Origin of the sequence: Salinisphaera sp. SWV1, assembly GCF_052044155.1 — a bacterium.
Lineage (GTDB): Bacteria > Pseudomonadota > Gammaproteobacteria > Nevskiales > Salinisphaeraceae > Salinisphaera.
The window spans coordinates 53198-67069 of sequence record NZ_JBQDYE010000025.1 but is presented as its reverse complement, the minus strand read 5'-3'; the positions used below and the strand labels follow the sequence as shown (position 1 = coordinate 67069).

Genomic DNA, 13872 nt, shown 5'->3' with positions numbered 1-13872 from the left:
GGCGCGACGTGCGTGCACTGTTCGGCGGCCGGCGTGCCGATGAATGCGCGGCCGTGGCCGCGGCCGTGCGCCGGGCCTGCCCGCCCACGCGACGGGCATTCGCGGCCCGGATCTATGCCACGGCGGGTTTTTCGAGCTTGCCCTGGTTGCATCGGTTGCGCATGCCGACGTTCATACTCGCGGGCGACGATGATCAGGTCGTGCCGCTGCCCAATGTCCGTCTGCTCGGCCTGTTGATCCCGGATTCGCGGCTTTCGATCATGCGGGGCGCCGGGCACTGGCTGGTGCTGGAACGCCCGGACGAAGCCGCCCGGCGGATCGAGGAATTCCTGGATACGCCGCACCCGGTGCAGCCGGGGGGTGAAGCGATCTGAGCGACGCGTGCCTCGCCTTGCGACAGCCCGGGGCCGGCGGCGCCTTGTCACAACGCCCGGCAGGCTCTACTGTCGAGCACATGGGCGGCGCTACAGGTCGCATGAGGCCGATGTCCGATCCGTCAGGAAACAGAATTCATTCGCTGCACGCCATCCGGCGGCCCGGCCGGCGGCTGCCGCCCGAACTCAGCGTATTGCGGCGCCGCACCCGGATCCAGGTTGACTGGCTTGATGTCGACGGCGTGCGCCTGCGCTATGGCATTCGGCGCGGCCGTGGCCGGCCCATGCTGGTCCTCAATGCCATGGGCGCGAATCTCGATATGCTGTTGCCGCTGGTCGACGCGCTGGATGACGCCGAGATCATCGTGCCCGAGATGCCGGGGGCGGGGCGTTCGCCGGCCCTGGCCGTGCCGCGGCGGCTGGGCTGGTACGCCGATCTGATCTCGACCTTTCTGTTGCGTCTAGGCTACGACGAGCCGCTGGATGTCGTCGGTCTGTCCTGGGGCGGCTCGCTCGCCCAGCAGTTTGCGCTGGATCATCCGGCCGAGGTCAATCGGCTCGTGCTTGCGTCCAGCGCCATTGGTTGGCCGAGTCTCGCCACGCGATCGAGTACGTTCAAGCGTCTGGCGGCGGCGCGGCGCTACGAGCGCGCGGAAACGCTGCCGTCCGCGGTGGCGGGCCTCTACGGCGGGCTGGTGCGCCGGCGGCCGGAACTGATCAGCCGTCGCGGTCGTTATGCCAGCGGCCCGAGCACACGCGGCTACATCAACCAGTTGATGGCCTCGCTGGGCTGGACCAGTGCGCATCGCCTGCATCGTCTGCACTGTCCGACGCTCATCATGGGCGGCGACGACGATCCGATCGTGCCGCTGGTCAACAGCCGCATCCTGTATTGGCTGATACCCAAGTCGTATCTGCATGTCGTGCGTGGCGGCGGGCATCTGTTTCTGCTGATGCGAGCCAACGAATCGGCCGGGGTGATTCGTCGTTTTCTCAACGAACGCCGCTACGACGGAACCGACGGCGCAGACTACTACGCCGCTCGCGGGCTCGCGGCCGACGGCGCACTCAAGCCGCGCCTGCCGGCCTCGGCCTGACGGGCCGGGCGCGTCAGGCCGAGGCCCGCTCGGGGCCGTATTATTTTCCGTGCCGGCGGTCGCGGGCCGCGGCGACGGCCTGGCGATGCGCCACCGCCATCCGGGCCGCCTCGGCGAGACTGCGACGATCGTAGCCGCGGGGATCAAGCGGGGCGCAGACCCGTACTTCGGCCCGGATCGCGCGCAGCCGGAACAGATCCTGGAAATGCGGCCACAGCGGGGCCTCGTTCACCCACGGCGCCAGCGCATGATGCATGCCCGGGGGCGTGGTGTCGTCGCAGTAGCGCAGGCTCACCGGCAGCACGTTGTAGCCGCCTTCGATGGCGGCCGCGAACAGCCGGGCATGAAACCGTCGCGGGTTGGGGTCGGGGGTGGTCGTGCCTTCCGGGAAGAACAGCACCGAGCGACCGGATGCCAGCATCGCGCGAATCGATGCGCTGGTTTCCCCCGTCTTGCCCTGACCGCGGTCGAGGAACAGTGTGCCGCCGGCACGGGCGAACGCGCCGACCACCGGCCACCGGCCCACTTCGGCCTTGGACACGAAGGCCGTGTTGAAGATGCGGCCGAGCACCAGGATGTCGAGCCACGAACAATGATTGGCCACCACCAGCATCGGCCCGGCCGGCACGTCGCCATCCACATCCAGACGCACGTGTAGTGCGCCGAGCATCCGGCCCAGCCACCAGTTGATCAGATACTTGCTGCGCCGGCCCAGCAGCGGCACCGCCGGCAACAGCACCAGGCCGAGCAGCAGCGTGGCGCCGAAGCGCAGGGCCTTGAAGCCCAGGCCGATGCGGCCGAGCAGGGGGTGATCCGTGGCGAAGGAGGAGGTCGTGGACATAGGCGCGTATCGTGGCCGGTTCGGAATCGTACGACGTCGCGCGGCAAACGGCCATGGACGGCCGGTTGCCCGCGGTATCGCGAACGCAGTTTAGCCAGCGCCGCCGCAGGCCGACAACGCCCACGTTGTCGGCGGGGTCAAAGCTGGGGCTCGGGCGGCACGGCTTCGTAGATCGGCTGGAATCGATTCACGATCGTGCAAAACAGGCGCGCGGTCTGTTCCGTGTCGTAGCGCGCGGAGTGTGCCGCTTCGTTGTCCCAGCTCATGCCGGCCGCCGTGGCGGCGCGGCGCAGGACTGTCTGGCCGAAGGCGACACCGGCCAGGGTGGCGGTATCGAAGCAGGAAAACGGGTGGAACGGGCTGCGTTTGATACCGCTGCGCGCGATCGCGGCGTTGAGAAAACCGAGATCGAAATGCGCATTGTGGCCGACCAGCACGGCGCGTTTGCAGCCGTCGGTCTTCATGGTTTCGCGTACCATGCGAAAGATGCGGCCGAGCGCGTCGCGCTCGGGAATGGCCGGACGCAACGGGTGGTGCGGGTCGATGCCGTTGACCTCGAGCGAGGCCTGCTCGATGTTGGCGCCCTCGAACGGGGTCACGTGATAGGACGCCGATTCGCGCACGGCGAGCTGGCCGTCCTCCTCGAACCCTACCGTGACGGCAGCGATTTCGAGCAGGGCATCGGTCGCGGCATTGAAGCCGCCGGTCTCCACGTCGATTACCACCGGCAGGAAACCGCGAAAACGAGTGGCCATCCGCGGCGTGGTCGCGGCTTCATCATGGGAGTCGATCATGGCGGCATGGTAGCAGCTGCATTGCTTCGACGGGACCGGTGGCGACGCGATTCTGTATACTCAACGGCCTTCAAACACTCCTACGGCAGCGGATTGCAGCAATGAGCAGTGACGTGCGCAAGGTCGTGCTGGCTTACTCCGGCGGCCTCGATACCTCGGTTATCCTGAAGTGGCTTCAGGATGAATACGATTGCGAGGTGGTGACCTTCACCGCCGACATCGGCCAGGGCGAAGAACTCGACGAAGTCCGGCCCAAGGCCGAAAAGCTCGGCGTGAAGGAAGTCTTCATCGACGACCTGCGCGAGGAGTTCGTACGCGATTTCGTCTATCCGATGTTCCGCGCCAACGCGATCTACGAAGGCGAGTACCTGCTCGGCACGTCGATCGCCCGCCCGCTGATCTCCAAGCGTCTGGTCGAGATCGCGCAGGCGACCGGCGCCGACGCCATTGCGCACGGCGCGACCGGCAAGGGCAACGACCAGGTCCGCTTCGAGCTGTCCGCCTATGCGCTGATGCCGGGCATCCAGGTCATTGCGCCCTGGCGCGAGTGGAACCTGAATTCGCGCGAGAAGTTGCTGGCCTATGCCGAGGCCCACGGCATCGATATCCGCAAGAAGGTCGACGGCGGTTCGCCGTATTCCACCGACGCCAACGCGCTGCATATCTCCTATGAAGGCGGCGTGCTGGAAGACCCGTGGACGCCGGCCGAGGATTCGATGTGGGAATGGAGCGTGGCGCCCGAAGACGCGCCGGACGCCCCGCAGGAGATCGACCTGACCTTCGAGCGCGGTGACATCGTCGCCATCGACGGCGAGCCGCTCACGCCTTATCGGGTGCTGGCGAAATTGAACGAGTTGGCCGGGGCGCACGGCATCGGGCGGATCGACATCGTCGAGAACCGTTATGTCGGCATGAAGTCGCGCGGTTGCTACGAAACACCGGGCGGCACGGTCATGCTCAAGGCACACCGTGCGATCGAGTCGATCACGCTGGACCGCGAGGCGGCGCATCTCAAGGATGAGCTGATGCCGCGCTATGCCAAGCTGATCTACAACGGCTACTGGTTCTCGCCCGAGCGCGAGATGCTGCAGGCGGCGATCGACCAGTCGCAAACCCACGTCAACGGCGTGGTGCGCGTGAAACTGTACAAGGGCGCGGTGAGCGTGGTCGGCCGGGCGTCGGCATCGGACAGCCTGTTCGACCAGGCCATCGCCACCTTCGAGGACGACCGCGGCGCCTATGACCAGAAGGACGCGGCCGGCTTTATCCGCCTGAATGCGTTGCGGTTGCGCCTGGGTCACCGCCAGCGCTGACATGCTTTAGCTGACCAAGCCTTTCACGTAGGCTTGCCTTGCCACAATGGATAGGAAAGAGGCCATGAAACGAACGATTGCACTGTTTGCCTGCGCTTTCGCGCTGACGGCGTGCGGCAACCAGTCGAGCTCGGACAACACTCAGTCCGGCGGCGATAACAGCCAGTCCGGATCGAGCACGAGCCAGGCCGACAATGCCAAGGCCAAGGCTGGCGCGTCCGGGCAGTTCGCCAACAAGAAGGAAAAACGCAGCTATGCGCTGGGCATGGACATCGGCAATTCGCTCAAGGATCTGCCGATGGATGTGGATCTCGACCAACTGACCCAGGGCGTGCGGGATGTCGTCAGTGGCGGCAAGACCAAGCTGAGCCAGAAGCAACTGCATACCGTGATGCAGGGCGTGGTATCCGACATGGAAGCCGCTCAGAAGAAACAGCAGAAACAGAAGGCCGTGGCCAATCTCAAGGCAGGCCAGAAGTTTCTGGCCCAGAACAAGACCAAGCCCGGCGTGAAGACGCTCAAGGACGGTCTGCAGTACAAGGTGATCAAGAAGGGTAACGGGCCGCAGCCGGATGCCAACGACAGCGTGACCGTGGACTATACCGGCAAGCTGATCGACGGCACCGTCTTCGACAGTTCGAAAAAGCGTGGCAAGCCGGTGACCTTCCCGGTCAATGCCGTGATCCCGGGCTGGACCGAGGCCCTGCAGCTGATGCACGCCGGCGGTGAATACAAACTGTTCATCCCGCCGGATCTGGCCTACGGCGAGCGTGGCGCCGGCTCGAAGATCGGCCCGAATGAAACCCTGATCTTCGACGTGAAACTGATCAGCGTGCAGAAGAACAAGGGTAACGGCTCGAGTGGCAACGGCAATTCGGGTGACACTTCCGGCTCGAGCGACAGCTCGAATGCCGACTCGGGCAGCAGCGCGGGTAGCGGAAACTAGTCGCGTACCTTGTCTCGCACCCTGCGCAAACCGCCGGCCCTTGAGCCGGCGGTTTGCGTTTCGGGGGACGACGAGGCCGCCGGTCGGTTTCCGATGGGTGGGCTGCGGCCCGGGGCGTCGCGTCGCGCCCGGCACCGTCAATGCAAAGCGCGCGGCCCATCAGGCAACCTCGCGAGCCGATCGGCCGGCCACCGCGCACGCCGACTCGAGGGCCGCGGAATCTGTCGAGATGCATGTATTATGCACCATCTAAATCGTGCGCAATCGAGCCCGCGGCAGGGCCAGTCGCCTTGCCATGCGACTAATGGGCGAGCCCGCGGGGCGCTGACGCGATGTGGGGCGTGCGCCCATGCGTTGACGGCTTCCGGGCGCCGAAAAGCGAGCTGCAAGAGCGCCGGACGCGCGCCCGTGAAGCGGCGAGCGTGCCGATAGTGATCACGTTTCTTGACAGTTTTTCAAGGGCTTGGTAACTCATCAGTTCCAGGGAAAAATATGAGGTTCGGCCGCGGTCCGCTCTGGCATGGCGGCGCGGCGAAAAGGGGGGAGCGTGGAGCAGATGGCGAATGTACGGGCGCCGCACGGTGTCGTGCTCGGCAGGCGCGCGGTCGCGTTGCCGCGTCCGCACGCGGGCGCTCGTCGCGTACTGCTTCATCGTCCCCATGTTCAAAACAGCCATGCGATGACCGGCCCATGTGCCATCGTTTCAATCCGTATTCCCAAGTGCCCAAACCCTGATCGCCACGGCGGTCGGGGTTTTTTTTGCACCGTCACCAGCGAGGAGAGCCAGACCAAATGAGCGTATTCGACTTCGACGATTACAAGATCAACCGTAGAACACTACTCAAGACGGGGGCCGCGGTCGGCGCTTCAACGCTGTTGTATCCAGCGATGAATGCGTTTGCCAAAAGCGATAACCCGATCAAGATCGGCCAGATCGACCCGCAGACCGGCACCTATGCCGCGCTGGGCGGCAACCAGATCGCCGGCGCACGACTGGCCGTCGACCAGATCAACGCCAAGGGCGGCGTGATGGGCCGGCCGCTGCAGCTGCTGGTCGAGGACAGTGCGGCCAATGTCGGCCAGTCGGTGCAGAAGGCCCGCAAGCTGGTCAACCGCGACAAGGTCCACTTCCTGATGGGCGCGGTGTCGTCTTCTGTGGCGCTGGCGGTGTCGCAGGCGGCACGCGACATGAACACCATCTACATGGATATCGGCGGGCACGCCGACTCGGTCACCGGCGACAAGTGCAGCTGGAACACGTTCCGTACCTGTTCCACGACCTGGCTGCTCACCGCCGGGGACTTTCAGTCCATCTTCGATAAATACGGCAAGCGCTGGTATTTCATCACGCCGGACTATTCCTTCGGCCATGCCCTGCACGCCGATTACCTGACCCAGCTGAAGAAGGCGGGCGGCAGTGAAGCCGGCAACGCGCTCGCGCCGCTGGGCACGACGGACTTCTCGTCGTATCTGATCAAGGCGAAGTCGGCCAACCCGGACGTACTCATCGTACTGGGTGCGGGCGACGACATGATCAACACCCTCAAGCAGGCGACCCAGTTCGGTCTGAACAAGAGCATGGGCGTGGGCGGGCCGATGATGGAACTCGAGGTGCTGCAGTCGCTGCCCGATGCCGCGCGCTACGGGATGTGGAACATGGAGTGGTACTGGAACCAACCCAATGTGCCCCATGTGGCGGATTTCGTGGATTCGTATCGCAAGGCCAACAACGGCAACACGCCCAGCGCACGCAGCTGGTTCGGCTTCGCCAGCGCGCACGCCCTGGCATTGGCCGCCGAAAAAGCCAAGTCGCTGGATGCGCGCAAGGTCGCCCGGGCGCTCGAGGGGCTGGAGCTGCCGCCGGAGGTGGCCCTGCAGCCGAACAAGGCCGTGTATCGTGCCGGTGACCATCAGCTCATCGGTAGCGAATATCCGGGCACGATCAAGTCGAACGGCAAGTATCCGGATCTGTTCAACGTCGCCGACGTGGTGGATTCCAGCAAGATCGCCCGCTCGGTCGCGGAGAAGGGCTGCAAGATGACTTATCCGTCGTAGTGGAATGGAATGGCGCGGGCCGGAGCGAGCGCGCCGGCCCGCGCTCATGCCAGGGGGCGCTTTTCCGCTACGCGAGGTGGGTGAATGGAACTTCTGCTGTTCAATATCTTCAACGGTCTGATCATCGGCATTTTCTATGCGCTGATGGCCTTGGGCCTGTCCCTGATCCTGGGACTGAACGGGATCATCAATTTTTCTCATGGCGGGTTCCTGGCGCTGGGTGGCTATATCGCCTACAGCCTGTCGCCCGTCATCGGCTTCTGGGGCGCGTTGATCGTGTCGCCCTTCATCGTGGGGTTGCTGGGCCTGGTCGTCGAACGTGTGCTGATCCGGCCGCTGTATTCGCGCGACCCGTTGTTCAGCCTGCTGCTGACCTTCGGTCTGGCGATGATCATGGAGGACTTGATCCGTACCTTCTGGGGCGCGAACGGCCTGCCGTTCAACGTGCCGGCTGCGCTGAGCCATCCGTTGAGCCAGACCTATTTCTTCGTCACCGGCTATCGCGTGTTCCTGGTGGTGCTGGCGCTGCTGGCGATCGGCTCGCTGTTCGCGCTGCTGCGCTATACCCGGATCGGGGTGCGCATTCGGGCCGGCAATGCCGATCTGGAAACCGTTTCCGCACTGGGCATCAATATCTATCAGCTGCGCGCGATCAACTTCGGCGTCGGCATCCTGTTCGCGGGACTCGCCGGCGTGCTCGCGGCCGGGCGTCTCGGCCTGACCCCGACCATGGGGGCCTCGCTGATCATGCCGAGTTTCGTGGCCATCATCGTCGGCGGTGTGGGCAGTCTGCTCGGCAGCCTGCTCGGCGGCATCATCATTGGTGTGGCGGCCGGCATCGTGACGACCTATTACCCGGCCGCCAGTGACGTGGTGATTTACGTGATCATGGGTGTGGTGCTCGTCGTGCGCCCGCGCGGATTGCTTGGCCAGGAGGGCCTGCTCGAATGAATGCCACGACGATCCCAGGGAAATCGCCGACGGCGAACGGGGCGCGTGCTGCCACGGCAGCAATCGACCTGCCGCGGCTCGTATCCGCGCTGGTTATCTGGGCGCTGTTGCTCACCGTGCCGTTCTGGTTGCCGCTGGTCGGCGGCTACACGGTGCTCGGCACGCGCGTGCTGATCTTCGCGCTGGTCACCCTCGGCCTCAACCTGTTGCTCGGTTTCACCGGCGGCTTGTCCTTCGGGCATGCGGCCTATTTCGGGCTCGGCGCCTACGGCACGGGGCTGATGCTCAAGTTCGTCTCGCCCAGCACGCCGCTGGCGATTCTGGTCGGGGTGCTCGCCGGCGGGCTGGCGGCCACGCTGTTCGGCCCGCTTACGGTGCGCCGAAAGGGCATCTATTTCGCGATGATCACGATCGCCATCGGCCAGATGTTCTATTTCATCGCGGTGCGCTGGAACAGTCTGACCGGCGGCGAGGATGGCCTGACCGGTTTCTCCCGCACCAACATCCATTTCGGGAACTGGGTGCTCAATATCCACGACCCGACGAACTTCTATTACTTCACCCTGTTCTTCTTCGCCATCGGTTGTCTGGTGGTCTGGATGGTGCTGCGTTCGCCACTGGGGCATACGTTCGTGGCGATTCGGGAAAACCCCAGGCGCCTGCGTTTTCTCGGTCTGCCGATCGGCGTGTACATCTGGATCGCCTTCGCCATCTCGGGCTTCGTCGCGGCGCTGGCGGGCGCGCTGTATGCACTGCTGAACAACTTCACCTCGCCCGAGGACATGAACTGGATCCTGTCGGGCGACTTCGTGATCATCTGCGTGCTCGGCGGCATGCGGACCTTCTGGGGGCCGCTCGTCGGCTCGGTGATCTACGTGGTGGTGCAGGATTATCTGAGCAGCATCACGGTGAACTGGATGTCGTTCATCGGTGCGATCTTCGTGCTTTCCGTGCTGTTCTTCCCTTGGGGACTGCTCGGTTTCTTCCAGGGGCGTTTCAACAAATGAGTCTGCTGTCGTTACAGAACGTCACCCGCCGCTTCGGCTCGCTGACCGCCCTGTCGAATATCTCGATCGAGGTGCCGCAGGGCGAGCTACGTGCCGTGATCGGCCCCAACGGCGCCGGCAAGACCACATTGTTCAACCTGATCAGCGGTTTCTTTCCGCCCAGCGAAGGCGAGGTGGTGTTCGACGGGCAGTCGATCAAGGGCGTGCCGCCGGAAAAACTGGTGCATCGCGGCATGACCCGCACGTTCCAGATCACCGAGATCTTTCTCGATTTGAGCGTGTACGAGAATCTGGAAATTGCCGTGGAAACCGCGCATGGCCTGAATCTGCGCCCGTGGCTGTCACCGGCCCGGCGGCGACAGGTCCGTGCCCATATCGACGAATTGATGCAAACACTGCATCTGGAAGATCTCGCCTACCGGATGGCCGGCGAGCTGGCGCACGGCGACCAGCGCGTGGTGGAAATCGCCATTGCGCTGGCGCGTGAGCCGCGGCTGCTGCTGCTCGACGAGCCGACCGCCGGCATGGGCGACGAGGAAACCGACCGTATGACCGATCTCATTCGTCATCTTCATCGCGAACGCGGCATCACCATGCTGTTCATCGAACACGATATGAACATCATCTTCAACGTGGCCGATCGCATCACCGTGCTGGATAACGGACATCTGCTGGCCGAAGGCACGCCGGCCGAAATCTCGGCCAATGCCGACGTGCAGGCGGCTTATCTGGGGGCGGCGCAATGAGCGATATTCTGCACGCCGATCAGTTGCATACCTACTACGGCAAGAGCCATATCCTGCACGGCGTATCGCTGCGGGTGGAGGCGGGCGAGATCGTGACGCTGCTGGGGCGCAACGGCGCCGGCAAGACCACGACCCTGCGCTCGCTCATGGGCCTGACGCCGCCGCGCAAGGGGCGCATCCAGCTGTTCGGCAAGAATGTGACCGGCTGGCCGCCGCATCGCATCGCCAGGCTCGGTGTCGGCTATGTGCCGGAAGGTCGCAAGATATTCGGCCATCTCACGGTGCACGACAACCTCCGGGTGCCGGCGGCCACGAGCGGCCGCTGGACACTGGATACGGTGTACGAACTGTTTCCCCGCCTGGCCGAGCGCCGTACCAGCAAGGGCGGACAGTTGTCCGGCGGCGAACAGGAAATGCTTGCGATCGCCCGCGCGCTGCTGCTCAATCCGCGTTTCCTGATTCTGGATGAGCCCTCGCAGGGCCTCGCCCCCGTGATCGTGGAGGAGGTCATGAAGACGGTGGTGGCCATGCGTGACGAGGGCATCGCCGTGTTGCTGGTCGAGCAGAACGCGTGGTTGGCGCTACGCGACGCCGATCGCGCCTATGTGCTGGGCGATGGTGCGATCGTACACGAGGGCTCGGCCGCGGAACTCGCGGCCGATGAGGACCGCGTCAAGGCGCTGGCGGGCGCCAGCCTCGATACGTCGGCCTCGGCTGCGATCGGCTGATTCATCCGGGCCGCGTGATCGCCCCCGGCGCCGGCATGCACCGGCGCCGGGGGCGGCACGGCATGGACAGGCTTTGGCCATGGAGCACGCCCGTGGCCCGGCCGGCGGGCCATGGGCCTTATTGGGGCGCGGTAGCGCGTTTCCTGTCGCCGGGGTAAGCGCGAACGTACGGGCGATGAGGCCGCGGCGGGCGCGTCAGGCCAGCGTCCATGCCGCGCTGGCCAGTCCCGGCCCCGACAGTTTGAGATGCTGACCGGGTTCGATCGCCCCGACGCCCTCCGGCGTGCCGGTGAAGATGAGATCGCCCGGCATTAACGCCCAGGTCCGGCTGACCAGCGCAATCAGGTCGGCAATGCCCACCAGCATGTGCGCGGTATGCCCGGACTGGCGCACTTCGCCGTCCACCGCCAGCTCGAAATGCAGATCGCCGAGATCCATGTTTTCGCCAAGCGATACCATCGGGCCCAGCGGGGCGCTGGCGTCGAAGGCCTTGGCGCGCTCCCACGGCTCCCCACTGTGCTTGAGTTCCGTCTGCTCGGCGCGCAGCGTCAGATCGAGCCCGAGGCCGACGCCGTGGATATGCTCGCGCGCAGCCTCGGCGCGGATATCGCGGCCGCCCAGGCCGATCTCGACCACCAGTTCGGCTTCGTGGTGGATCTCGCCGAGCCCGACCGGCAGCCGGACCGCCTCGTCGGGCGCGACCAGCGCGGAGGCCGGCTTCATGAAGATCACGCATTCCGCACCGGGCAGCGTGTTGTTCAGTTCCTCGATGTGCTTGGCGTAGTTGCGCCCGATACAGAAGATGCGCGGCGTGCCGCGGTGCGAGAAGGCTTCGGCCTGGTGTGACGAACTCATTCGCTGGCTCCTTGCAGGTTCTTGTGCTTGTATTCGCACAGGTCGACGATAACGCAGGCGTCGCAGGCAGGCTTGCGGGCCTTGCAGACATACCGCCCGTGCAGGATCAGCCAGTGGTGCGCATCCTGCAGATAGGCCCGGGGCACCCACCGCAGCAGCCGCTCCTCGACCTCGCGTACCGTCTTGCCCGGCGCGATGCCGGTCCGGTTGGATACGCGAAAGATGTGCGTGTCCACGGCCATCGCCGGCTGGCCGAAGGCCGTATTGAGCACGACATTGGCGGTCTTGCGGCCGACGCCGGGCAGGGCGGTCAGTTCGGCTCGGGTCGCCGGCACTTTGCCGTCGTGCTCATCGAGCAGGGCGCGGCAGGTCTTGATCACGTTGGCGGCCTTGCTGTTGTAAAGGCCGATGGTATTGATGTAACGCTTCAGGCCGTCCTCGCCCAGATCGAGGATCGCCTGCGGTGTATTGGCGACCGGGAACAATTTTCGCGTGGCCTTGTTCACGCCGACGTCGGTCGCCTGGGCCGACAGCATCACCGCGATCAGCAACTCGAATGTGGAGCTGTATTCCAGCTCGGTTTTTGGCGCCGGGTTGGCGGCCTTGAGCCGTTCGAATATCTCGGTGCGTTTCTGTTTGTTCATTCAATGGGCTTCGATCGACTATCGAGGGCGTTCTTTCGTTCATCCGCAGATTACACGGATGACACAGAGTGCAAGACACATGACTCCGGTTTCAGAGCCTCCCTCGCCGACAGGCGCTTGCCTTGACCCAGTGCAAACCCGCTTCGGTCCGAGTTTGCCGCCCAATGATCTGTGTCATCTGCGTAATCTGTGGATGACAGGCTCGGCAACCGATCTCGTGGTTTGTCATCCGCTACGTTTTTCGCGTTTGGCCTTGGCGCGGGCGATGGCATCGGCGATGGTCGATTTCTTGGCCTCGGCCGTGGCGGCGGCATCCTCGCGGGCGTCGTGGGTTGCTTCGTGACGGTTCGCCCGGCGCTTGCGCGTGGTGCGGCGGTTGAGCCGTTTCTGGCGTGCTTCGAACAGACGCCGGGCGCGGGCTGCGCGCTCGGCGTCGATCGGGCGCTGCGGCGGCCACAGCGGCTGGCCGGTTTTGGGCGTGGATTCCGGCATGTCGATGCAGTCGACCGGGCAGGCCGGTACGCACAGTTCGCAGCCGGTACAGTCGGCCTCGATCACGGTATGCATCTGTTTGGCCGCACCGATGATGGCATCCGTGGGGCAGACCTGGATGCAGCGCGTACAGCCGATGCATTCGTCCTCGCGGATGAAGGCCACCTTGGCCACGCTGGCATCGCCGCATTCCGGATCGAGCGGCTTGGGGTCGATGCCGGTCAGCTCGGCCAGATTGTCGATGGTGGCCGCCCCGCCCGGCGGGCAGCGATTGATATCCGTCTCGCCCGCCGCGATCGCCTCCGCATATGGCCGACAGCCGTCGTAGCCACAGCGCCGGCACTGGGTCTGAGGCAACAGGGCATCAATGGCGTCGACTGAAGCGTCGGTCATGGAGTCGCGATGGGTACGTCCAAGACTGCGTCGGTATCGGCTTTCAACTCTCGACGCACGTTGTGGTCCATATGATCGAGATAAATTCGAATTCCTTCGCGACGGGCAAATCGAAATGCCGGCACAAGATCGCTATCACCGGTAGATACAACGATCGTGTCCACGAAGCGTCTGAGAGAAAGGCGTGCGATATCTAGACCAATACGCAGATCCACGCCTTTCTGTGAAGTATTGGGTACGAGATCGTTAGCTTGTAGCGTGCGTGGTTCGCCTCGGGTCAGCGAGCGCATTGCCGAGCTCCCGATTTTCCAATCGTGCGTAACCGTTTCGCCCATCCGAAGCGCAAAGTTCGGCAGCATCTCGAGACGATCGAGCAAGCTTCGATGCTGGCGCGATACCTCCGTGCGGGACAGATCGAGGCTTTCACGACTAATCGGGTTCAGCAAGCGATCCTGTGCTGGCGGCGCATGATAGAAGTAAATTCGCAGAAGCGTTCGATCTGCAAGCAGTGGATGATTACACAGCCGATAGCAAGCCGCTTCAATATCAGAAGCGGCAGGAAAGCGTCGAAGCGTCTTGTGAAGCTTTTTGATGACGAAGCCGCCATCAAGTAGAACCGCGTATTGATCAGACATA

At 64.3% G+C, this 13872-nt stretch carries 15 protein-coding genes; 9 read left to right on the top strand and 6 right to left on the bottom strand.

Annotated features, from left to right (window positions below; translation table 11 throughout):
* Nucleotides 1-374, top strand: a 374-nt coding sequence (locus ACS8YF_RS12960; RefSeq protein WP_440850619.1) for an alpha/beta fold hydrolase, incomplete at its 5' end; no start/stop codon positions are given.
* Nucleotides 375-484: 110 nt separating this feature from the next.
* Complete coding sequence (locus tag ACS8YF_RS12955; RefSeq protein WP_440850618.1) at nt 485-1471, top strand: alpha/beta fold hydrolase; 987 nt, start codon at nt 485-487, stop codon at nt 1469-1471.
* 40 nt (nt 1472-1511) lie between these two features.
* Here ACS8YF_RS12955 and ACS8YF_RS12950 read toward each other — a convergent pair whose 3' ends face one another.
* Nucleotides 1512-2312 carry a lysophospholipid acyltransferase family protein gene (locus tag ACS8YF_RS12950; RefSeq protein WP_440850617.1) on the bottom strand — a complete coding sequence of 267 codons (801 nt, stop codon included), beginning with the start codon at nt 2310-2312 and terminating at the stop codon, nt 1512-1514.
* A 137-nt stretch (nt 2313-2449) separates the two neighbouring features.
* Nucleotides 2450-3106, bottom strand: a complete 657-nt coding sequence (rnt, locus tag ACS8YF_RS12945; RefSeq protein ID WP_440850616.1) for a ribonuclease T — start codon at nt 3104-3106, stop codon at nt 2450-2452.
* A gap of 101 nt (nt 3107-3207) precedes the next feature.
* Here rnt and ACS8YF_RS12940 point away from each other — a divergent pair, with 101 nt between their 5' ends.
* From ACS8YF_RS12940 to ACS8YF_RS12910, 7 genes are all read left to right on the top strand, one after another.
* Complete coding sequence (locus tag ACS8YF_RS12940; RefSeq protein WP_440850615.1) at nt 3208-4419, top strand: argininosuccinate synthase; 1212 nt, start codon at nt 3208-3210, stop codon at nt 4417-4419.
* Between the two features lie 64 nt (nt 4420-4483).
* Nucleotides 4484-5365, top strand: coding sequence for an FKBP-type peptidyl-prolyl cis-trans isomerase (locus ACS8YF_RS12935; RefSeq protein WP_440850614.1), 882 nt, complete (start codon nt 4484-4486; stop codon nt 5363-5365).
* A 792-nt stretch (nt 5366-6157) separates the two neighbouring features.
* Nucleotides 6158-7420, top strand: a complete 1263-nt coding sequence (locus tag ACS8YF_RS12930; RefSeq protein WP_440850613.1) for an ABC transporter substrate-binding protein — start codon at nt 6158-6160, stop codon at nt 7418-7420.
* A gap of 84 nt (nt 7421-7504) precedes the next feature.
* Nucleotides 7505-8371: a branched-chain amino acid ABC transporter permease gene (locus ACS8YF_RS12925; protein ID WP_109992271.1), complete on the top strand. Its 867-nt coding sequence runs from the start codon at nt 7505-7507 to the stop codon at nt 8369-8371.
* Nucleotides 8368-9378, top strand: a complete 1011-nt coding sequence (locus ACS8YF_RS12920; RefSeq protein WP_440850612.1) for a branched-chain amino acid ABC transporter permease — start codon at nt 8368-8370, stop codon at nt 9376-9378. The genes ACS8YF_RS12925 and ACS8YF_RS12920 overlap by 4 nt, the downstream gene beginning before the upstream one ends.
* A complete protein-coding gene (locus tag ACS8YF_RS12915; protein ID WP_440850611.1) occupies nt 9375-10124 on the top strand; it encodes an ABC transporter ATP-binding protein in 750 nt (249 codons plus the stop codon). Before ACS8YF_RS12920 ends, ACS8YF_RS12915 begins: the two co-directional genes overlap by 4 nt.
* On the top strand, nt 10121-10852 hold the full coding sequence (locus ACS8YF_RS12910; protein ID WP_440850610.1) for an ABC transporter ATP-binding protein: 732 nt from the start codon (nt 10121-10123) through the stop codon (nt 10850-10852). The genes ACS8YF_RS12915 and ACS8YF_RS12910 overlap by 4 nt, the downstream gene beginning before the upstream one ends.
* A gap of 195 nt (nt 10853-11047) precedes the next feature.
* Here the strand turns inward: ACS8YF_RS12910 and ACS8YF_RS12905 are convergent, their stop codons facing one another.
* The 4 genes from ACS8YF_RS12905 to ACS8YF_RS12890 form a co-directional block, all read right to left on the bottom strand.
* Nucleotides 11048-11707 (bottom strand): fumarylacetoacetate hydrolase family protein, encoded by a 660-nt coding sequence (locus ACS8YF_RS12905; protein WP_440850609.1) that lies wholly within the window; start codon nt 11705-11707, stop codon nt 11048-11050.
* The gene (nth, locus tag ACS8YF_RS12900) at nt 11704-12351 is read right to left on the bottom strand and encodes an endonuclease III (RefSeq protein ID WP_440850608.1); all 648 of its coding nucleotides are present in this window, start codon (nt 12349-12351) and stop codon (nt 11704-11706) included. Before nth ends, ACS8YF_RS12905 begins: the two co-directional genes overlap by 4 nt.
* A 225-nt stretch (nt 12352-12576) precedes the next feature.
* On the bottom strand, nt 12577-13236 hold the full coding sequence (locus ACS8YF_RS12895; protein WP_440850607.1) for an RnfABCDGE type electron transport complex subunit B: 660 nt from the start codon (nt 13234-13236) through the stop codon (nt 12577-12579).
* Entirely contained in the window at nt 13233-13871 is a 639-nt protein-coding gene (locus tag ACS8YF_RS12890; RefSeq protein WP_440850606.1) for an NYN domain-containing protein, read from the bottom strand. The genes ACS8YF_RS12895 and ACS8YF_RS12890 overlap by 4 nt, the downstream gene beginning before the upstream one ends.
* Nucleotide 13872: the final 1 nt, after the last annotated feature.